Source organism: Campylobacter sp. RKI_CA19_01116, from assembly GCF_025771405.1.
In the GTDB taxonomy this organism is placed as follows: Bacteria; Campylobacterota; Campylobacteria; order Campylobacterales; family Campylobacteraceae; genus Campylobacter_D.
In genome coordinates, this window is record NZ_JAKMQF010000008.1 from 13,497 (window position 1) to 34,367 (window position 20,871).

Genomic DNA, 20,871 nt, shown 5'->3' on the forward strand with positions numbered 1-20,871 from the left:
TTCTCCTTAAAAATAATTCTTACCCAAACAAAAGCAACAAGTGTTCCAATTTAGCAATCTTAATTTTTAAGCAATTTTTTTATATAATATTAGATTTTAAATTTAAGACTTTGGAGAAAAACTTGGACAATATTAGAAATATAGCTGTTATAGCTCACGTTGACCATGGAAAAACAACAATGGTGGATGAGCTTTTAAAACAATCAGGAACCTTTAGTGAGCGCGAGCAAATAGCAGAGCGTGTGATGGATAGTAATGATATAGAAAAAGAAAGAGGTATTACTATACTTTCTAAAAATACTGCTATTAATTATAAAGGTACTAAAATAAACATCATAGACACTCCAGGCCATGCTGATTTTGGCGGTGAGGTTGAGCGTGTGTTAAAAATGGTTGATGGGGTTTTGCTTTTAGTTGATGCACAAGAAGGTGTTATGCCTCAAACTAAATTTGTGGTAAAAAAGGCTTTATCTTTAGGACTTAAACCTATCGTTGTTATCAATAAAATCGACAAACCAGCTGCTGATCCTGAAAGAGTAATTAATGAAATTTTTGATCTTTTTGTGGCTTTAGAAGCAAATGATGAACAACTTGATTTTGCTGTAGTTTATGCAGCTGCTAAAAATGGTTATGCAAAGCTTGCACTTGAAGATGAAAGCACTAATATGGAGCCATTGTTTAAGACTATACTTGAGCGCGTACCTGCTCCAAGCGGTAGCGATGAAAACCCTTTACAGCTTCAAGTTTTTACTCTAGGTTATGATAATTTCGTTGGTAAAATAGGCATTGCAAGAATTTTTAATGGTAAAGTAAAGAAAAATCAAAATGTAATGCTTGCTAAGGCAGATGGTTCTAAAATCAATGGAAGAATTTCAAAACTTATTGGTTTTATGGGTCTAGAAAAAATGGACATCGAGGAAGCAGGGACAGGCGATATTGTAGCGATTGCAGGTTTTGAAGCTTTAGATGTGGGAGATAGTGTGGTAGATCCAAACAATCCTATGCCGCTTGATCCTTTACATATAGAAGAACCAACTTTAAGCATAGTATTTTCGGTAAATGATGGTCCTTTAGCAGGTACTGAAGGCAAGCATGTAACTTCAAATAAAATCGCAGAACGTCTAGAGGCTGAGATGAAAACTAATATTGCTATGAAATATGAAAGTACAGGCGAGGGCAAATTTAAAGTAAGTGGAAGAGGTGAACTGCAAATAACTATCTTGGCTGAAAATATGCGTAGAGAAGGTTTTGAGTTTTGCATGGGAAGACCTGAAGTTATCGTTAAGGTAGAAGATGGAGTTAAAACAGAACCATTTGAGCATTTGGTGATTGATGTGCCTGATGATTTTACTGGGGTTGTGATTGAAAAATTAGGTAAAAGAAAAGCTGAAATGAAAACTATGACACCAACTGGAGATGGTCAAACTAGACTTGAGTTTGAAATTCCTGCGCGTGGGCTTATAGGATTTAGATCACAATTTTTAACAGATACTAAAGGCGAGGGTGTTATGAACCATAGCTTTTTAGAGTTTCGTCCATTTAGCGGAGCAGTTGAAAAAAGAAATAATGGTGCGTTAATTTCTATGGAAAATGGTGTTGCACTAGGATATTCTTTGTTTAATTTGCAAGATAGAGGGGTATTGTTCATTGATCCTCAAACAAAAGTGTATACAGGTATGATTATAGGTGAGCATTCACGCCCAAATGATTTAGATGTTAATCCTATTAAAGGTAAAAATCTAACCAATGTTAGGGCAAGTGGTAGTGATGATGCGATTAAGCTTGTGCCACCTAGAAAATTAAGCCTTGAAAGAGCGTTAGAGTGGATAGAAGAAGATGAGCTTGTAGAGGTTACTCCACAAAATATTAGAGTTAGAAAAAGATATCTTGATCCTACTCAAAGAAAAAGAATGGAAAAGGCTAAGTCTTAATGGATTTTGAAGCCATAAGACAAGCTTTAAATAAAAGACTCAAAGCTTTACAAATTTTAGCATTTGCTGAAGCTTTGGTTATATTTTTTCTTGCTTTTCAATTTAGCAAAGATGTGATTATAGCTTTGTTTTTTGCTGTTTTAGCAGGAGTTTTGTTTTTTAGAATTTTAGGAAGAAAGCTTATGTGGGGACGCAATGAGCTTGTGTTTAAAATGTGCGAGGAATTTTTAAAACAAAACAATGCTAAATTTGACAAACAAGGCTTTGGCCAAAAAGATTTTGAAAAAATTGCTTTTGACTTTTCTTTAAAAACTTATTATTCTCAAAATTCTTTTATTTTTGATGATTTTATTCTTTATGATGTGAAATTTAAAGATGAATTTGGGAATTTCTTTTGTGGAATTTTGCTTTATAGTAAGAAATTAAAAGAAGATATTAACTCAAATGAAAGTATTTTTGAAAAAGTAAAGGATAAAGAATTTTCTACACAAAGAGTTTTGAAAAAAGATGATTATTTGCTCATAGCAAGTTTGAAAAATCCTTTTTTCGCTGATTTAAAAATTTCAAGTGAGTTAAATTTTAAACTTTTTAGAGCTAATTTAGAAAAAATTCAAGCTTTTATACATGATTAAGTTTAGCTTACTTAATCATTTTGTTCTAGATTGCTAATTTCTTGTATTTTTAAATTCTCATTTTTCCCCATTAAATTTTGTATAGTTTGGATTTGCTCTTTAGAGGCATAGTTTATATCTTTTAAAACTATCCAAGTGATTTTTTGATTACAAGGCTCGTTGAGTTTATTTTTAAAGATATAAAAAGATTGAAGGTCATTTGGCAATAACTCATTAGCACTTAAGCCTTGAACATAAAGTTTATCGCCTTCTTTTTTAGGAAAAGCACGGATGATTTTTTTAATAAAAGGATTTTCCACACCTTCTTGTAAAAACAGTACAACCACTACTATATCGCCTTTTTGACTTACATGACTAAAATGAATTTCTAAAGGATAAGATTTTTTATCAATAGAAATTTTTGATGGAGCGTGAAAGTGGAAATGAGATAAATTATAAGCTGTATTATCTAGCACGATATGGCTTCCATTGCTTGCAAAATGCATTTTTATGGTATAACCATCATTTATTAAGCCAAAAGAATCATTTGAATAGTTAAATTCTAAAGAATGATTTTTATTTGTAGCCTTTTTACTATTTATATTGATAAAATCTTGATTTAAACCACTTTCACAGTAAATCCAGTTTTTATCTAAATTTTTCCATTTATCTTTTTCCATAAAATTTCCATGTGAGGCATTTTGAGGCATTTGCTCATAGGCAAAAAGCATGCTAGTGGTAAATAAACCAAAAAGTATTTTTTTTAAACTCATAATATTCCTTTTTTAGCATAATTATAAAAAAACATCCCCTATAAAAAGCTTATGTTTAAAAATAATTATATTAAAATTAAATATTTATCTTAAAAATTAGCAAGATTATTCTTTACCATCTTTAATAGGTACAAAAAGACATTCATCTAAAACTTCTTTACTAATCTCGCCATCTTTTTTGGTAAATTTAGTGATAAATTGTTGATTTCCTATGAGTAAAGGAGCTACTAAAATTCCATTGTTTTCAAGTTGATCAAACAATACATTTGGGATATGTTCTATACAAGCTGAGAGTAAAATTCTATCATAAGGTGCATAATTTTTCCAACCATTTTGTCCATCATCAAATTTTACATGGATATTAGCATAGTTTAGTTTTTTAAATTTTTCTATAGCGCTAATTGCAAGTTTTTCAATGCGCTCTATGGTAAAAACTCTTCTAATGAGTTTGCTTAAAATCGCAGCTTGATACCCGCTACCACAACCTATTTCTAAAACACTATCAGCATCTTTAAAATCAAGTGCCATAGTCATTTTAGCTACGGTTAAAGGTGAGCTTATCCATTGATTACCCATTAAAGGAAGCGCATCAAGTCTATAAGCATGCATTTTTAAAGGTGAAAAAATTTCTCTTGGAGTGGAACAAAAAGCTTCAAATAATTCTTCATTGATGAAAGTATTTTTGCGAATTTCTTCTGCCATAGTTTGACATTGTTTTTGTTCAAATATATGAATCAATAAGCACCCCTTGATAAAAAGTGTTATTTTATCTTAAATTTTATTTATCTAGCTTTAAAATCCTTAAGGCGTAAAAACGCCTTAAGATTAATCAAGTGCATAAAGGATGTTTGATCCATCTTGATAAGATAAGATGTGCATTTTGCCATCTTTAAAGAATAAACTTCTTGCATTAGTTATATTTTCTGGATAAGAAATGGTTTTTACAACTTCTTCTTTATCTAGATCAATTACAGCAATAACATTATGCTTTTTGCTTAATGCATAAATTTTACCGTCTTTAAATGCCATTGAAGTTACATAAAGATCACCTAATGTTTTCCCTTCCTTTAGATCAGCTTTAGGAGTAAATTCAGCTGAAAGAACTCTATCTGCTAAAGAAATTTTAGAAATTACAAAAGTTTTAGCGTCTTTATTGTTTGGAACAGTTGCTGTATACATATATTTTCCATCAGTAGTTGTGCTTAGTATGTGATGGAATTTAGCTCTAACTGTATCAATTCTACCACGACCAAGATCTTTGCCTTGACCTTCGAAATTATTTGCCCCTTTCATAAAGTCAGCATATTGTAAAGCCTCATTTGCATTAGGATTTTGAGCAAATCTTAAGAAAGTTTTATTAGAACCCATTAAGATGTATTTATTGTCTAGATAAGGGATAATTCCTACGATAGGGTTGATTGTAGCTGAAAAATATGGATCTAAAACAAAATCAACTTTAGTGCTAAAATTATTATCTAGGAAAAATACTTCCCATTTTGAACTTGCAACATATTCTCCATTGATATAATCAAGTGTATTGATAGCTTTAGGAAAATCAATTTTTGTTTCATTTGTTATTTTTAGATTTTCATCAATACTTGCAAATGGAGCATTGCTAATATTATTATCAAATTGAATACCTAGTTTTTCACTAGCAGGCGCAAAAGCAAAGTCAGGTTCTTTAACATCGCGTTTTCCTAAGAAAGAAATGCTTTTCCAGCTTTTGCTCCAACCTGAATCATCCCAAATGATATATTTTGGATTTAAACTAAAACGAACCGGATCGCCTTGTCCGCTATATGGAACAGGACCAGTGCTTACAAAAGCTTGGAATACATTTGAAGCTACGATAAAAGCAACAATAACCATAGCAGCTAGATTAAATTTAGTTAATTTTCTAAAGCTAGATCCTTCCATTTCTTTTTCAAAAGAACCAAATTTTGGAGCAAAGGCAAAAATAACACCAAGTAGTAAAACTACAGCCCAAAATACCACTTCAGCCCAAAAATAAGTATGTAAACCAAAAATAGGTAAACCAAAACCTTGATCAAGATCACGGTGTGCATGGCCGCTTATATGATTAAATGATTGCCATAAACCAAAAGCTGTTGCGATTAAAAGGAAAGCTAAAAATTTACCTTTCATACCATAACGTACAACAAATAAAGCCGCTACGCCGATGAAAATCATTGATTCTCTTTGACCCCAGCAAGAAGTACAAGGGCTATCACCTAGCATATAGCCAAAGATTAAATTTGCAATTCCAACAGGCAATAAAATAACCAAAAATCCTGCTAAGCACATTAAAAAATAAAAGAATTTAGTTTTGTTAATATCACACATATTTGCCACCTTATAGATTCATTAGGCCTAAGATTGCGCCTGATTTACGACCTAAATAGTCAAATACCATAATAGCCCATGAAATTACAAGTATAGAAAAAGCTAATTTTTCTTTTTCTGGTTTAACTATCATGAGGACTATGGCGATAAAGATTAACAAAAGTTCTAAAAACTCCATCATTTCCCCTTTGAAATAAAATAAAAACCGCCGATTTTACTATATTAGAATAAATAAAAATAAAATATTAAACTGAAAAAGAGATTTGATTTAAAAAGTATAAAAAAATGAGTAGTTTTGAGACTTAGAAGTCATCAAAACTTAAGCTTCCTTTGGAGTAATTTGTAACCTTGCTTTCAAAGAAATTACTCTTTTGATCATTAAATTTAGAAAAATCATCTACCCATTTAATAGGATGTTTTGCATTATAGATTTTATCAAGATTAATTGCAATTAGTCTTTGATCAACAAGATAGTGAATATATTCTTCTATAATATCATCTGTAAAACCCATGATTTGATTTTGAGTGATGTATTTACCCCATTTGATTTCAAGCTCACCTGCTTTTTTAAACATGTCATAGATTTTACTTACATTAGTATCATTAAATAAATCAGGTCTTTCTTTGCGTACAGAATTAATCATATTTTGAAATAATAACAAATGCGTGATCTCATCTCTTTGTATAAAACGTATCATTTGTGCTGAACCTAGCATTTTTCCTGCGCGCGCTAAAGCATAAATAGCAGTAAAGCCACTGTAAAAATACACCCCTTCTAAAATTTGATTTGCTACCATTGCAAGTAAAAGTTTATTATCATCTACTTCGCCAGCTAGTTCTTCATAAATACTTGAAATGAAATCGTTTTTTTCTCTTAAAGTTTCATCATGTTTTTCCATTTCATAAATTAAGTCTGTATTTTCACAGATTGCTTCAACCATTACCGCATAAGATTTTGAGTGGTTTGCTTCTTCGTAAGCTTGTCTTGCTAAAACTGCATTGATTTCAGGTGCTGTGATGTAAGGATTGATATTATCAGCAAGATTATTTGTTTGAAAACTATCCATTGAGATAAGTTGAGACCAAACTAAATCATACATTCTTTTTTCTGCTACGGTTAGATTACAGCGATAATCTAGTGCATCTTTGGTTGTATCCACTTCTTTTGGAAACCAAGTATTTGCTTCCATTAAATCCCAAAGCTTTAAAGCCCAAGTGTATTTTGCTTTAGTAAAATTTAAAATGCCATGAGGATTACCATTAAATACTTTTCTATCATTTAAAGTTTCATTTGATTTTGGATTATAAATTCTTTTTCTATTCATTTTTCTACCTTTGTGACAATAACACTTTGGCTTAAAATATCATGCAAAGCCAAAGTATCTTTTCTTAAAAAACTTACCAAAAACCCAATCAATAAACCAAAACTTACGATAAAAATTATATAGCGTAAGAGTATTCTAAAAAAATTAAGTTTTTGGCCATTTTTAAGATCAATTAAATATAAATCATAAGCTTTAAGTCCAGGACTTTGAGCTTTTTTTGCTAAAAATAAGGCCTGTATAAGCCCAAAAAGCAAAGAACATAAAAAAATTATAAGTTGATTGTTTAAAAAGGCTTCTTTAGAGCCAAGTGTAAAATAAAATAAATACAAAACAGGCACATAAAGCAAAAATAGATCAATCAAAAAAGCTTTAAATCTTAAAAAGCGAGTAGCTATTTTTGCTTTAGTTTTCATTAGTTTCCACGACTACCAGGTTTGATAGCTTTGGTGCCTTTTTCACAAAGTGGACAAGCATTTGCTTCATAAATATCAAATTCGAAATTTCCTAGTGTAAAAAGTGGTAAATTTGCAGGCAGTTTTGCATTTTCTTTTCTAGGGTTGTTTAAATTTTTTACCGCACAAAAACCACGATTTGCTAAAGCTGCAAAGCCTACTACTTCCCCACCTAAGCTTTCGATGATTTTTGCACTCTCAAGTGCAGAACCACCTGTTGTAATAATATCTTCACAAACGATAAATTTTTCACCTTTTTTTACTTCAAAACCACGTCTAAGACTCATCACTCCTTCTACGCGCTCAGTGAAAATAAAGCGTTTATTGCAAGCTCTAGCAAGCTCATAACCTGCTAAAATTCCACCCAAGGCAGGAGAACAAATGCTATCAAATTCGATGTTAAAACTAGCAATAACTTTTGCAAGCTCTTCACAAAGCTCACCTGCTAGTTTTGGATTTTCTAAAACTTTAGCACTTTGAAGGTAAAACTCAGAGTGTTTCCCTGAGCTAAGCAAGAAATGTCCTTGTAGGTATGCTCCACAATCTTTATAAATTTGTTCTAAGTTCATTATCAAACCTTTAAAAGTTCTGCTTCTTTATTTTTAACTAATTCATCTACTTTTGCTGTGTAATTATCAGTTTGTTTTTGAACCTCATCATAGGCTTTTTTGGCTTCATCTTCTGAAATTGCTTTATCTTTTTCTAGTTTTTTAACTACATCATTTGCGTCTTTTCTAATGTTTCTAATGGCTACTTTAGCCTTTTCTCCCATAGCTTTGGCATTTTTAGCATTTTCTTCTCTTTGTTCTCTTGTCATAGGTGGAAAGAATAATTTCACACTTTCACCATCATTGTTTGGATTTACTCCTATATTTGCTGCAGCTATGGCACTTTCTATGGCTTTTAGCATTGATTTTTCCCAAGGAGTAATGCTTATGGTTGAAGCATCGGTTGCTAAAACTGTTGCTACCTGATTAAGCGGGGTTGCACTACCATAATAATCTACATGAATATGATCAAGTATGTTGATATTTACTTTACCAGTTCTTATAGTAGTAAAATCTTTTTTTAAGGCCTCTAAGCTTTTATCTGATTGTTGTTTTTGTTTGGTATAAATTTCATTTAGCATGGTTTATCCTTTTTATTTGCTAGTGTTGCTTTCGCTAATTGGGGCACTTGGTGCAACTGGAATGTTAGTTGTGTTTGTCTCAGGTGCTTTTGGTAAAATTTGTTCTGCTTTTTCAGCAAGTGAGTTAGAGTTAGCATTATTATACATATAGCTAAGAGCAATTGTATTAGCAATAAGTAAAACACCCATTACAAAAGTAAATTTAGCTAAAAATCCCGCAGGACCTTTTGCTCCAAATAAACTTTCATTACTTCCACTATAAGCTCCAAGTCCTATGCTTGAACTTTTTTGTAATAAAACTGCAATACAAATAATCACAACAATTGCAAATTGCAAAATAATTAAAAGAGTAGTCATGAATTTTCCTTATTGAAAATAAAATGAGTATTTTAACTTAAAAAGTTTGATAAAAACTTGAAAGAGGTAAAGAAAATTTGCGAGAAAAAATCTCGCAAATTTTTATCTGCTATTAAAGCTTCTTAAAATATTAAGAAGAGAGATGAAAAGGTTGATAAAATCAAGATAAAGAGCAACTGCGCCTTCGATTGGTGTTTCATAGTTTCCTCTAATGATGTTTTGAGTATCATAAAGGATGTAAAAAGAAAATAAAATCGCACCAATACCAGAAATAGCTAAACTCACAAGTGAGCTTTGGAAAAATAGATTAATTAAAGAAGCCACTATGATAACGATTAAAGCTATAAAAAGCATTTTTCCCATCATAGTAAAATCTCTTTTTGTATTCATAGCAAATACACTTAAAGCACCAAAAGCTACTGTTGTTAAAGCAAAAGCTTGAGCGATGATGCTAGCCCCTGCAGGAAGTGCTAAAACTGAATATAAAAGTGGTGTTAAAGTAAACCCTGAAACAAAAGTAAAGGCAAAAAGTAAAATTAAATTAAGCGGAGCTTCTCTTTTTTTCCATTGTAATGCAAACAATAAACCAATTTCAACAACAAATAAAATCCAAAAAGTTGCTTGAGATTGTGCAAATAGATGCGCTAGAGCAAAAATTCCTATGTAAGCGCCCGCTGTTGCAGCTAATAATGAAGCAGCAAAAAGCTGATAAGTTTGTTTTATAAAAATGCTTAAATCACTTCTAGCATAACCTTCAAATTCTTGAGTTTTAGAGTTAGAATAATCTCTATCGTAAAGACTCATTAAAATCCTCCAATAATTTTTAAAACCAAAATTTACAAAAAAAAGATAAATGAAAGATTAAAACTACATAAAAATATAACAAAAAATAAATTTATTGATTTGGTTTAAGTAAAAATAATTTTAGTATAATGTCTTGTTAAAATACAAAAAAGGACTATTCTTGAAAGACTTGATCGATGGTGCTTTAAAATTTATGCAAGAAGATTTTAAAGAGCATGCAGAGCTTTTTGAAAGTTTAAAAAACAAGCAAAATCCTCATACGCTTTTTATAGGTTGTGCTGATTCAAGAGTGATACCAAACTTAATCACTAATACAGGTCCAGGCGAGCTTTTTGTTGTAAGAAATATAGGTAATATCGTTCCACCTTATAGAGTCGGGGATGATTTTTTAGCAACTACTTCAGCTATTGAATATGCTTTTAATTCTTTACATATAAAAAATATTATAGTTTGCGGTCATAGTAATTGCGGAGGCTGCGCGGCTTTATATGCAAACGAAAATGATTTAAAAAATATGCCTAATGTCAAAAAATGGCTTACTTTGCTTGAGCCTATAAAAAATAAGGTTTTAAAGATTGCAGGTAGTGATTTAGCTATGCGTTCTTGGATGACTGAAAAAATGAATTTGGTAAATTCTTTGCAAAATTTATTAACTTATCCAGGCGTTGAAGAAGCTTTAAATAAAAAAGAAATTGAACTCCATGCTTGGTATTACATCATAGAAACGGGTGAAATTTATGAGTATGATTTTAATTTTGAAAATTTTGTTTTAATTCAAGAGAGAGCGAGAAAACCATGAAAAAGATTTTTAACATTATTTTGCTTTTTTTATTTGTTAATGCTTTATATGCACAAGAAAAAAACGCTTTAGAGGATAAAAATAGTATTTTTGCCCTAGTGCAAAATTACATAGAGCTAAATTTACTTTTAGAAAGTTTTAAAAATAGCGATACAAATAGCAGTGAATTTCAAGATAATATTAAAGAAATAGAAAAACAAAAAGCTGCAATTTTAACTACTTTACCTTTAAAAATGGTATCTCAAAAAATTGATGATAAAGAGGCGAAAGACTTTTTGCAAACTAAAAATGCTTTGCAAAAAAGTGTTGAAAATGCTCAAGCTAAGAAAAGATATTATGATTATGTGGATAATAAAATTAAACTTTTAAATTTAACCTCTGCAGAACATTTTTACCTATGTATCTTTGAATTAGAAAAAGTTTTTATCGAAGGAGCACAAAGTCAGACTATAAGAAGCATTATTGATAAAAGTATTGATGTGCTTAAAGAAGATATGGTTTTTAATTTTACCTTAGATAAAGAAAAAATTAATGATATTACTCAGCTTAGAACCTTAGAAATCAATGAAAATAATTTAAGAAATGCTATTAAATCTTATAATGAAATTTTAGTTTATCTAAGAAACAATGCAAGCTTGCTTGAAACTAATTTTTTATTTACAGGTTTAGGCTTGCAAAATGCAATTAATTATATCAATGAACAAACTTCTATTAGTAGCGTAAATCTTGGAAAAATAGTCATTTCTATCGCTGTAATTGTCTTTTTTTATTCTTTGAAGTTTTATCTAGCAAAGATTTTATATTTTATACTCATACGTTTGTTTGGAAAAAATTCAGCTAATATGGAGATAAAAACTCATTTTCTAGAAAAACTTCAAGGGCCAGTGGGTTGGTTTTTATTTGCTTATGCTATAGGAATTTGTTTTACTATTTTTTACTATCCTGCACCTGTAGATATAAGAATTAGCAATATTTTATCCATTGCTTATGTTATTTTAACTGCTTGGCTTGTGATAAATATCTTTGATAGTTATGGTATGGTGATTGTTGCAAAACTTGCTGAAAAAAGTGGTAAGCGTGAAGTGGTTAATTTAATCATTAAAATTTTATATTTTATCATTATAGTGATAGCTGTTTTATTTGTTTTAGCGCATTTAGGGTTTAATATTTCAGCATTAATTGCATCTTTAGGTATTGGTGGTTTGGCTGTAGCATTAGCAGCTAAGGATATTATCGCAAATTTCTTTGCTTCTGTGCTTTTGCTTTTTGATAATAGTTTTAATCAAGGAGATTGGGTGGAAATTTCAGGTATAGAAGGAACCATAGTAGAGATTGGACTTAGAAAAACCACTATTAGAACTTTTGATAATTCTTTAGTATTTTTACCAAACTCAACTATCATGGGAACAAATATAAAAAATTGGAGCAAAAGAAAAATAGGACGCCATGTAAAATTATTTATCGGTGTCACTTATGATGCAAGACCTGAGCAACTTGAACAATGTGTAGAAGATATAAGATATTTATTAGCTACTAGTCCTTTGATAGCTCAAGTTGATGATAGCGCGTTAAATCATGGTGGAACGCGTGCTAGATACAGACAAAATTTAGTTTCAGTAAATGACTTAGAAGGGTATAAAAATAACACTTATGTGGCTGTGAGTGGTTTTGGTGCAAGTTCTATTGATATAGAAGTATATTTTTATACCAAAGCAGTAGATGCAGGTGGTTTTAGAGAGGCAAGACAAAGTATTCTGCTTGAGTTAATGAAAATTGTTGAAAGAAATAAACTCAGCTTTGCTTTTCCTTCGCAAAGTCTTTATATAGAAAAAATCAATAAAGAAGACAAAGAAGAGCTATTATCTTAATAAGCTCTTCTTTGATTATCGCATTCAACTATAATTTTTTCAGCGATGATAATACTTCCATTTTTACTGCCTTTAATTTTAACAAGGCTTCCTTTTTTTAAATCTTGTACATTAGCTTGTTTTTTATTGCTTCCAAAAATTCCACAACCATAAACATCAATACGTGTTTGGGGTAAAATTGTGATGATTAAATTATTATCAAAACTTGTTTGAATGCTTATTGTGTGAGCTGTGGTATTTTTTAAGATGCCTTGAACTTTATAAGCAAATGCAAAAGTGCTAATGCAAACTAGTATAAGAAAAAAACGCATTAAAATAACTCCTTTTTAGGAGTTATTTTGCTTAATAAGCTCTTTTTTTGCATTCGATTTTGATTTCTTTAGCAGTTATATTTTGAACTTGATTTGGTGTTTGTGGATTTGGTGTTGTTTGAGCATAGCCATGGAAAACTTCAGCTTCTATAAAAGTTCCTACTTTTAAATCTCTAAAAGTGCCGTATTTATCCATACCAAAAATACCACAATCATCCATATCAATTTCAGTATTTGGTAGAATTTTTACATTCATTTTTTGACCGTAAGTGGTGTCAATTAAAATGGTTTTTGCACCATCATTTACATCTACTATCACTCCATAAATTCCATCTGCATAAGCAAGACTTGAAAGACCTAAAACTGTTAATAATGTAGCGATTTTCTTTTTCATTTTTTCTCCTTTATTTTTTATGCAAGAATTATATAATTTTTTGAGTGAAGCAAGAGTGAATTTAGATATAATTTGAAAAATTTACTAAAATGAGGTATTTATGAGAGGGTTTTTACATTGTTTTTTTGCATTTTTGCTTGCAAGTTTATTGTTTGCTTGTTCTAAAAATGAAGATAAAAGCTCTGCTATAAGAGCTTATGGTTTTAATGAAAACACGCAAAGTATTTTTATAGAGTTTAATACTAATATTATTAATCAAGAAATAGGCGTTATAAAAGAAAGAGAAATTATTGTTAATAATCAAAAGACAAAAGTAAAATATGAGCTTGAAACACCCACAAGATTAAATATTTTTACAGCTTTAAAAGCAAATCAAGCATATGATATTTTTATAGATTTAAATGATATTTTAGCAAATGAAAAAGTGCAATTAAAAGTCCAAACTCCTTTTGAAAAACTAGATATTAAAGGATATTTTCAAAATATTTCAAATGATGAGAGTGTATTGCTTTTAAATATTCAAAGTTTTTATACTCTTAATAAAGATGAATTGTTAAAAGCTATTAAAATTACTGCACAAGAAAAAGAAATTCAAATAGATAAAATCATTATCCAAGGTGATATAGCAAGTATATATTCTAAAGCACTAAGTATCAAAAATACTAATACTAATGTAAAAGTAGTTTTTGATAAAGAAATTTTAGGTTTAGAGAAAAATATAGATTTAGAGTATATTTTGCTTGCAAAGAGCGAATTTGTTTTTCAAAATGCAAATATAGTTAATAAAAACATAGAATTGCTTTTTTCTCAAAATATTTCACAAGATCAGAATTTAAAAGAATTGATTTTTATTACCCCAGAAGTAGATTTTAAAGCATTAGCTTTTGGAAATAAAATCAAGCTTACAGGTAATTTTTCCCCAAATAAAACTTATGAAATTCAACTTGCTCAAGGGATTAAAAGTGCTGATGGAATTAGTACAAAAGAAAATTACAAAACTCAAGTAAGTTTAAAAGACTATGAGCCTGCTATAAGTTTTACAAATCAAGGAGTGTTTTTATCTAGCAAGGCGAGTAAAAAAATAGCTTTTAAGAGTATGAATATTAAAAAGGTTCGTTTGGAAGTTTATCAAGTATTTTCAAATAACTTAAGTGAATATTTAAGATATAAAAATCTTCAAGGTGCTAAAAATTTAAGCGATTATGATAGTGATATTTTTTCAGAGAGTGATTATACTAGTGAAATAGTGTTAAAAAAAGACTTTGATATAAAAAATACCAAAAATCAATGGCAAGAAAATGAGATCGTATTAGATGGTTTGAAAGATTTAAGTGGTGTGTTTATAGTCAAGCTTTATTTTAAAGAAGAAGATGTTGATTATGTTTTTGATGAGGGAATGGAGAGTTGGAAAAAATATAAATTTTTTAACCAAAAAGCAAAAGTAAGCAAGAACTTAATTTTTTCAGATATAGCTTTGATTGCTCAAAATTTAAATAAAAAGCTTTTTGTAGATGTGAGAGATTTTACCACGCAAAAGGCTTTAGGTGGGGTTAAGGTTGATGTTATTAGCAAAAGCAATCAAGTTTTAGCTTCTAAAATGAGTGATGATAATGGTTTGGCTGTTTTTGATGATATTGATGAATCAAAAGCTTTATTTATCATTGCTTCAAAAGATAAACAAGCTTCTATTTTACGTTTAAGCTCACCTTTATTATATGATGGTTTTGATGTTGATGGTTTTGATTTAACTTCTCAAAATAAAGTATTTATTTACACAGAAAGAGGGGTTTATAGACCAGGTGATGATATCCATTTAACTATGGTTGCAAGAAATGATAAAGGAGTTGTTAATCATCCTATATTTTTAAGTTTTTTTGACCCGCGCAATAAAAAGCTTTTGGATAAAATCAAGCTTGAACCTTTAAGTAATGGAACTTTTTATAAAAAGATTTCACTCGATCAACAAGCTTTAAGTGGAGTGTATTTAGCTAGAGTAGAATTTGCAAATATGGTTTTTGATAAAGAAATTTTAGTGCAAAATATAGTGCCAAATCGTATAAAAGTATCCATGCAAGCTCCAAAAAGTATAAAAGAAAATGAAAAATTAGATTTTAATATTAGCTCAAAATATCTTTTTGGAACACCAGCAAGTAATTTGCAATATCAAGCTGATTTGTTTGTGAGTAAAAAAGAATATAAAAATTCAAAATACCCAGAATACATTTTTTCAAATCCTAGTGTTTTAGTACAAAAATATCAAGATAATTTAAAAGGTATGTTAGATGAAAATGGCTTTACAAAGCAAGAATTTACTTTAAATGACTTTTTAAAAAATACCCCATATAATTTAGAAGCTAGTATAAGGGCTAGGGTTTTTGAAAAAGGCTCAAGATCGGTTGAAGCACTTGTAAATTCACAAGTAATATTGCATGAGTATTTTGTAGGTATTAAGCGTTTAAAAAATCATTATTTAAGCTCAGGTTCTATTATCAATTTTGAAGCCATTGTGAGTGATTTAGATGAGAATTTGATAGCAAATAGGGAAATTAAATATACTATTTATGCAAATGATTATTCTTGGTGGTGGGATTATGATAATTATGATGATTTTTTAAAATCACTCAAAAAAGATAAAAACACACAAATCATTACTCAAGGAAGTATTTTAAGTAAGGATAAACCGGTTAAAATAGAATTTGATCCAAAAGAATATCATGGTGAAATGTTTATAGAGCTTGAAGATGTACAAAGTAAAACAAGCACAGGAGAGTTTTTTTATATTAGTAGTTTTGGTGCGCCAAGTAATGCTGATATAGTGAGTTCTTTAAAAATAAAAAGCGATAAAAAAGAATACAAGCCAAATGAAACAGCTTTTATAGAATTTGAAAGTGTTAAAGGTGCAAAAGCTATTGTTACTTTAAATGATAATGCAAAGGTTTTAAAACGCTTTGTGATAGATACGCATGAAGATATTACAAAGGTTGAAATTCCTATTCTTAAAGAATATATGCCAAATGTTTATGTGAGCGTGATTTTACTTCAAGATTATGATCAATACACTAACGATAGAGCCTTAAGACTTTTTGGCGTGGTGCCTTTAAATGTAGTAGATGAGCAAAGTAAAATCGAGCTTGATTTAAAAGTACCGGATAAAATCATGCCAAAACAAGATTTTGAAGTAGAAATCCAAAGTAAAAACAAGCAAAGTTATACTTATACCGTCGCTATTGTAGATGAGGGCTTGCTTGATGTGAATGCTTTTAAAACCCCAGATATTTGGGGATATTTTTACCAAAAAACACGCTTTAACATGAGTATATATGATACCTATGATAAAATCATTGCTAAAAATATTTCTAATGCTTCTAAGGTATTAACTACAGGTGGTGATGTTTTCTTAGAAAGTAGGACAAATAAAAGTAAAAACGATGAAAAAGCAAGACGCTTTAAACCTATTGTGTTGTTTCAAGAGCCAGCACAAAGTGATGAAAATGGTTATGCAAAATTAAAATTTAATATGCCATCATACTTAGGTTCGGTTAGGGTTATGGTAGTGGCAAACAACTTAGCAGGTTTTGGCAGTGCTTCTAAAGATATCCAAGTTAGCGCACCTGCTGTAATGCTTGAAACATTGCCAAGGGCTTTAAGGCTTGATGATGAGTTTAAGCTTTTGGTGCAGGTATTTAAAGTTGATGATGATGTAAAAAATGCAAAACTTAAACTAAAAACAAAAAATTCACTCATAAATTTTGAAAAAGATGAAATTTTAATTGACTTTGGTAATGAAAAAAGCAAAGATATTTATGTTAATGCAAAAGTAAATTCAAACAAGCTTGGAGTAGAAGAAATAGAGTTAAGTTTAAATGCAAAAGATTACACCTATACTCAAAATACTCAAATTGACATAAAAGCGCTAAATACCATTACTTATGAGGGTAAATCTTTTAAAATTCCTGCAAATACTTCTATGGAGTTTAAAATCACACAAGATTATATTAATCCAGTAGCATTTTTAAGTGTGAGTTCTAAGCCTATTTTAAATATAAATCATAGATTAAAATACCTGCAAAATTATCCTTATGGATGTATAGAGCAAAGCACTTCAGCAGTTTTACCACAACTTTTTTTACAAAAACTTGATCAAGGAGCAAATGAGCAAAAAAATATTAACAATATCAATGCATTGTTAAGTAAATACGCAAATTTCCAAACTGCTAATGGTGGCTTTGCTTATTGGCAAGGACTTAAAGATTCTGATGCTTGGGGAAGTAATTATGCGGGTATGTTTATGATTTTGGCTAAAGAAAGAGGCTATTATGTGAGTGAGGGTATGTTTAAAGCATGGCTTGATTATCAAAAACGCTATGTTTTAAAAGCTCAAACAAATAAAGAAATAAGAATAAATTCTTTATATCTTTTAGCTTTAGCTAAAGAGCCAAATTTAAGTATAATGAATGCCATTTATGAAGATAGTATTTATTTGCAAAGCCTAAATAATGTAAGTCTTTGGCAACTTGGCGCAGCTTATAAATTAGCAGGTTTTGATGAGGTAGCTTTAAATATAGCTAAAAATTTAAGCACAAAGCCTGATGGAAAAGCTAATTATACTCATACTTATGGATCTTTTCTAAGAGATGAAGCTATTATTACAAATGCGTATAAAATAATCTATGGTAAAAATAATGATGAATTATTAGATGATATTAAAAAAACTTTAGAAAGCCAAGCTTGGCTTAGCACTCAAAGCACAGGCTATGCTTTATATGCTTTGGCAAATAGTTTTAGCGATGAAAGCTCTAAAACTATCAATGCAAGAGTAAAAATTAATGGTGAGGATAAAAAGCTCAATGCAACTTTTTCTAAATTTGAGTTTAATCAAGGCGGTGCTTTGATAGAAGCTAAAGAAGATACTTATGTACATTTTGGAGTAGAGGGTATTAAAAAAGGTATTGCCAAGCCTTTTGCGCAGCGTATGTATATAGAAAGAAGTTTTTATGATGAAAATGGAAATGAAATAGATGAAAGTGCTATAAAAAGTTCTCAAATTTTTTATATGAAATTAAAAATATCAAATAAAAATTATCCAGGCGCTTCTAATATAGCTTTAACTCAAATTTTACCAAGTGGATGGGAGATAGTGCATGATCTTTTAGATGATGAAACTCCTGATTTTGTGAAAAATTCTTATTATGATTTTGTCGATATAAGAGATGATAAAATCATGTATTTCTTTCCTTTATATTCTGATGAATCAAGAGAATTTTTTGTGAAATTAAGTGCTGTTACTCCAGGTGTATATACTTTGAGCGGAGCTTATGCTGAAGCAATGTATGATAATGCTTATAAAGCTTTAAGTGAGAGCAAAAGAGTCAAAGTAGTGCAGTGAAAATCAAAATAAGCCTTGCAATATGCTTTTTAAGCCTATGTTTTTACATAGGCTTAGTTTATTTTAGTTTTGATAGCAAGGATTTATTTAAAGGCACTTATAGCAAGGTTTTACTTGATAAAAACAAAGAAATTCTTAGTGTATTTTTAGATGCTAATGAACAATGGCATTTAGAGAGTGATTTTATACCACAAAAATTAAAAAGTGCAGTTATTTTATATGAAGATAAAAATTTTTATTCTCATTATGGAGTAGATTTTTTAGCACTTATAAGAGCTTTTAAAAATAATCTTTTTTCAAGTAAAAGAAGTGGTGCAAGTACAATTTCTATGCAAACAATCAAACTTCTAGAGCAAAATAAACGTACATATTTTAATAAATTTAACGAAATCATCAAAGCTTTTGCTTTAGAAAGTGCTTATGAAAAAGATGAAATTCTAAAACTTTATTTAAACAATGCTTCCTATGGAGGAAATTTAGTAGGTGTTGCAAGTGCGGGTTTGTTTTATTTTGAAAAAGATTTAAAAGATCTTACTTGGAGTGAAGCAGCCTTGCTTGCTGTGCTTCCTAATAATCCAGGTTTGATTAATCTTGAAAAAAACAAAGATAAGCTTTTAAAAAAACGCAATGTTTTGCTTGATAGGCTTTTTGAAAAGGGATATTTTTCTAAAGATATCTTAACTCTTGCAAAGGCCGAAAAACTTCCTAGCTTTAAAGCAAGAAAAAACTTAGCTCCGCATTTAGCGCGTAGGCTTTTAGCGGATAAAGAAAAAATCATTTCTAGCATAGATAAAAAAATTCAAATCAAATTTGAAGAAAAAGCCAAAGAATATTCTTATAAATTAGAGCAAAAGGGTATAAAAAATTTAGCTATATTATTAGCAGATACCAAAACAAATAAAGTTTTAGCTTATGTAGGATCTAATGATTTTTATGATTTTGCAAGTTTTGGTCAAGTTGATGGGGTGATGGCAAAGCGTAGTGTGGGTTCAACCTTAAAACCTTTGCTTTTTGCTTTTGCCATAGATGAGGGGCTTGTAGTGCCTGAGTCTTTAATGCTTGATGTGCCTACATTTTTTTCTAATTTTGCCCCGCAAAATGCAAATAAAAAATATCATGGCCTTATTAGCGCAAAAGAATCTTTGCAAAAATCACTTAATATCCCTTTTGTAAGCTTGCTTGCAGAATATGGGTATGAGAAGTTTTTTTATAAACTCAAAGATATTTTAGGTTTTGAAGATGAAAATTTTAAAAAATATGGACTTTCTTTGATTTTAGGTACAAAAGAATTGAGTTTAGAAGATATGGTAAAAATTTATCTAGGACTTGGAAATTATGGAAATTTTAAAGAGCTTTTGTATGAAGAAAATACATTTGTTAAAAAAGATAAAAAACTTATTAGTGATGGAGCAAGCTTTTTAACCTTACAAACCTTAAAGGATTTGGATAGATCAGGTTTAAGACAATATGATTTTAATACTATCATCTCTTGGAAAACAGGCACAAGTTATGGTAGAAAAGATGCCTGGGCTATAGGAACTTCTCCAAAATACACTTTAGGAGTATGGGTTGGAAATTTTAATGGCGAAGCAAATGCAAATTTATATGGTGTGAGTATAGCAGGAGAATTGTTTTTTGAGCTTTTAGCTTTACTTGAGGGAGTTAATTTAGAATTTGAAAAACCTAGTGATTTGGTTACTATAAAGATAGAAAATCAAACAGGGTATAGATATGATTATAAATTTGATTTTAAAGAGGTACTTTACCCACAAAGTGCAAATGTTTTAAGGATTTCGCCATTTTTAAAAGAAGTTTTTATGTATAAAAACAAAGAAGTTGATTCTTTAGATGAAAATTTCATCCATGCAAAGAAAAAGATTATATTAAATTTACCTTCTAATGCACAAGCGTTTTTTGCAAAAGAAAGGCAAAATTTGCAAAATTATAATCAAAATTTAAAAATTATTTATCCATTAAATAATCTTAATATCATTTTACCAAAAGATTTAAAAGGTTCACAAAAATTATTAATAAAGCTTACAAATCCTAGAAAAGAAAAGCTTTTTTGGTATTTAAATCAAGAGCTAATTTTCGAAGGTAAGGAAGAATCTTTGGCCTTAAATTTAAAAAAAGGTAAATATACTCTTAATATTATTAGCGAAAATGGACAAAGCGATTTTATAACTTTTAATATATTTTAAATATAAATGGCAAAAAATACTAACTAAAAATTAATTACAATTATCCATATTTTATAGTATTTTAAGCGATAAAAAATAAAAGTAATTACAATTCTTATAAAATAAATAAAAATAAAATAATTTTTTATATTTTTTTAATAAAAATTATTTATAATAACAAGAATATTTTACCACTTAATATCTAAGG

18 protein-coding genes are annotated in these 20,871 nt (G+C 29.6%); 6 read left to right on the forward strand and 12 right to left on the reverse strand.

Features of this window, described 5'->3' with window-relative positions:
- The first annotated feature begins 122 nt into the window (after positions 1–122).
- Together typA and L8U41_RS06690 are read left to right on the forward strand one after the other, a co-directional pair.
- The gene (typA, locus tag L8U41_RS06685; RefSeq protein WP_039629177.1) at positions 123–1,931 is read left to right on the forward strand and encodes a translational GTPase TypA; all 1,809 of its coding nucleotides are present in this window, start codon (positions 123–125) and stop codon (positions 1,929–1,931) included.
- Complete coding sequence (locus L8U41_RS06690) at positions 1,931–2,563, forward strand: poly(A) polymerase (RefSeq protein WP_263728135.1); 633 nt, start codon at positions 1,931–1,933, stop codon at positions 2,561–2,563. Before typA ends, L8U41_RS06690 begins: the two co-directional genes overlap by 1 nt.
- An 11-nt stretch (positions 2,564–2,574) precedes the next feature.
- On the opposite strand, the gene L8U41_RS06695 is transcribed toward L8U41_RS06690, so the two are convergent.
- The 10 genes from L8U41_RS06695 to L8U41_RS06740 all read right to left on the reverse strand — a co-directional run bounded on the left by L8U41_RS06695 (position 2,575) and on the right by L8U41_RS06740 (position 9,725).
- Entirely contained in the window at positions 2,575–3,315 is a 741-nt protein-coding gene (locus tag L8U41_RS06695) for a carbonic anhydrase family protein (RefSeq protein ID WP_263728136.1), read from the reverse strand.
- Positions 3,316–3,420: 105 nt separating this feature from the next.
- Positions 3,421–4,050 carry a protein-L-isoaspartate(D-aspartate) O-methyltransferase gene (locus L8U41_RS06700; protein ID WP_263728154.1) on the reverse strand — a complete coding sequence of 210 codons (630 nt, stop codon included), beginning with the start codon at positions 4,048–4,050 and terminating at the stop codon, positions 3,421–3,423.
- 90 nt (positions 4,051–4,140) lie between these two features.
- The gene (locus L8U41_RS06705) at positions 4,141–5,658 is read right to left on the reverse strand and encodes a disulfide bond formation protein B (RefSeq protein WP_263728137.1); all 1,518 of its coding nucleotides are present in this window, start codon (positions 5,656–5,658) and stop codon (positions 4,141–4,143) included.
- Between the two features lie 10 nt (positions 5,659–5,668).
- Positions 5,669–5,836: a hypothetical protein gene (locus tag L8U41_RS06710; protein ID WP_039619427.1), complete on the reverse strand. Its 168-nt coding sequence runs from the start codon at positions 5,834–5,836 to the stop codon at positions 5,669–5,671.
- A 124-nt stretch (positions 5,837–5,960) separates the two neighbouring features.
- Positions 5,961–6,983 carry a ribonucleotide-diphosphate reductase subunit beta gene (locus L8U41_RS06715; protein ID WP_173786944.1) on the reverse strand — a complete coding sequence of 341 codons (1,023 nt, stop codon included), beginning with the start codon at positions 6,981–6,983 and terminating at the stop codon, positions 5,961–5,963.
- Positions 6,980–7,396, reverse strand: a complete 417-nt coding sequence (locus L8U41_RS06720) for an RDD family protein (protein WP_263664044.1) — start codon at positions 7,394–7,396, stop codon at positions 6,980–6,982. Before L8U41_RS06720 ends, L8U41_RS06715 begins: the two co-directional genes overlap by 4 nt.
- Positions 7,396–8,004 carry an orotate phosphoribosyltransferase gene (gene pyrE / locus L8U41_RS06725; protein ID WP_263728138.1) on the reverse strand — a complete coding sequence of 203 codons (609 nt, stop codon included), beginning with the start codon at positions 8,002–8,004 and terminating at the stop codon, positions 7,396–7,398. Before pyrE ends, L8U41_RS06720 begins: the two co-directional genes overlap by 1 nt.
- Before the next feature lie 2 nt (positions 8,005–8,006).
- Positions 8,007–8,564, reverse strand: coding sequence for a ribosome recycling factor (frr, locus tag L8U41_RS06730; protein WP_263702848.1), 558 nt, complete (start codon positions 8,562–8,564; stop codon positions 8,007–8,009).
- Positions 8,565–8,576: 12 nt separating this feature from the next.
- Positions 8,577–8,921: a preprotein translocase subunit SecG gene (secG, locus tag L8U41_RS06735; protein ID WP_012662194.1), complete on the reverse strand. Its 345-nt coding sequence runs from the start codon at positions 8,919–8,921 to the stop codon at positions 8,577–8,579.
- 102 nt (positions 8,922–9,023) lie between these two features.
- Positions 9,024–9,725, reverse strand: a complete 702-nt coding sequence (locus tag L8U41_RS06740; protein WP_263728139.1) for a Bax inhibitor-1/YccA family protein — start codon at positions 9,723–9,725, stop codon at positions 9,024–9,026.
- A 160-nt stretch (positions 9,726–9,885) separates the two neighbouring features.
- Here L8U41_RS06740 and L8U41_RS06745 point away from each other — a divergent pair, with 160 nt between their 5' ends.
- Both L8U41_RS06745 and L8U41_RS06750 read left to right on the forward strand, forming a co-directional pair.
- Positions 9,886–10,524 carry a carbonic anhydrase gene (locus L8U41_RS06745; RefSeq protein WP_263664047.1) on the forward strand — a complete coding sequence of 213 codons (639 nt, stop codon included), beginning with the start codon at positions 9,886–9,888 and terminating at the stop codon, positions 10,522–10,524.
- Positions 10,521–12,392: a mechanosensitive ion channel family protein gene (locus tag L8U41_RS06750; RefSeq protein WP_263728140.1), complete on the forward strand. Its 1,872-nt coding sequence runs from the start codon at positions 10,521–10,523 to the stop codon at positions 12,390–12,392. The genes L8U41_RS06745 and L8U41_RS06750 overlap by 4 nt, the downstream gene beginning before the upstream one ends.
- On the opposite strand, the gene L8U41_RS06755 is transcribed toward L8U41_RS06750, so the two are convergent.
- Both L8U41_RS06755 and L8U41_RS06760 read right to left on the reverse strand, forming a co-directional pair.
- Positions 12,389–12,703, reverse strand: a complete 315-nt coding sequence (locus tag L8U41_RS06755) for a hypothetical protein (protein WP_263679566.1) — start codon at positions 12,701–12,703, stop codon at positions 12,389–12,391. The genes L8U41_RS06750 and L8U41_RS06755 overlap by 4 nt on opposite strands.
- A gap of 31 nt (positions 12,704–12,734) precedes the next feature.
- Entirely contained in the window at positions 12,735–13,097 is a 363-nt protein-coding gene (locus tag L8U41_RS06760; RefSeq protein WP_263664050.1) for a hypothetical protein, read from the reverse strand.
- Between the two features lie 100 nt (positions 13,098–13,197).
- On the opposite strand from L8U41_RS06760, the gene L8U41_RS06765 reads away from it, so the two are divergent.
- Both L8U41_RS06765 and pbpC read left to right on the forward strand, forming a co-directional pair.
- Entirely contained in the window at positions 13,198–18,483 is a 5,286-nt protein-coding gene (locus L8U41_RS06765) for an MG2 domain-containing protein (protein WP_263728141.1), read from the forward strand.
- Positions 18,480–20,684, forward strand: coding sequence for a penicillin-binding protein 1C (gene pbpC / locus L8U41_RS06770; protein WP_263728142.1), 2,205 nt, complete (start codon positions 18,480–18,482; stop codon positions 20,682–20,684). The genes L8U41_RS06765 and pbpC overlap by 4 nt, the downstream gene beginning before the upstream one ends.
- Positions 20,685–20,871: the final 187 nt, after the last annotated feature.

Excerpts from the sequence above, each read along its gene's own strand:
- L8U41_RS06690 (WP_263728135.1), top strand. The coding sequence starts at position 1,931 with ATGGATTTTGAAGCCATAAGACAAGCTTTAAATAAAAGACTCAAAGCT.
- L8U41_RS06695 (WP_263728136.1), bottom strand. The coding sequence starts at position 3,315 with ATGAGTTTAAAAAAAATACTTTTTGGTTTATTTACCACTAGCATGCTT.
- L8U41_RS06705 (WP_263728137.1), bottom strand. The coding sequence starts at position 5,658 with ATGTGTGATATTAACAAAACTAAATTCTTTTATTTTTTAATGTGCTTA.
- L8U41_RS06710 (WP_039619427.1), bottom strand. The coding sequence starts at position 5,836 with ATGGAGTTTTTAGAACTTTTGTTAATCTTTATCGCCATAGTCCTCATG.
- L8U41_RS06715 (WP_173786944.1), bottom strand. The coding sequence starts at position 6,983 with ATGAATAGAAAAAGAATTTATAATCCAAAATCAAATGAAACTTTAAAT.
- L8U41_RS06720 (WP_263664044.1), bottom strand. The coding sequence starts at position 7,396 with ATGAAAACTAAAGCAAAAATAGCTACTCGCTTTTTAAGATTTAAAGCT.
- pyrE (WP_263728138.1), bottom strand. The coding sequence starts at position 8,004 with ATGAACTTAGAACAAATTTATAAAGATTGTGGAGCATACCTACAAGGA.
- frr (WP_263702848.1), bottom strand. The coding sequence starts at position 8,564 with ATGCTAAATGAAATTTATACCAAACAAAAACAACAATCAGATAAAAGC.
- secG (WP_012662194.1), bottom strand. The coding sequence starts at position 8,921 with ATGACTACTCTTTTAATTATTTTGCAATTTGCAATTGTTGTGATTATT.
- L8U41_RS06740 (WP_263728139.1), bottom strand. The coding sequence starts at position 9,725 with ATGAGTCTTTACGATAGAGATTATTCTAACTCTAAAACTCAAGAATTT.
- L8U41_RS06750 (WP_263728140.1), top strand. The coding sequence starts at position 10,521 with ATGAAAAAGATTTTTAACATTATTTTGCTTTTTTTATTTGTTAATGCT.
- L8U41_RS06755 (WP_263679566.1), bottom strand. The coding sequence starts at position 12,703 with ATGCGTTTTTTTCTTATACTAGTTTGCATTAGCACTTTTGCATTTGCT.
- L8U41_RS06760 (WP_263664050.1), bottom strand. The coding sequence starts at position 13,097 with ATGAAAAAGAAAATCGCTACATTATTAACAGTTTTAGGTCTTTCAAGT.
- L8U41_RS06765 (WP_263728141.1), top strand. The coding sequence starts at position 13,198 with ATGAGAGGGTTTTTACATTGTTTTTTTGCATTTTTGCTTGCAAGTTTA.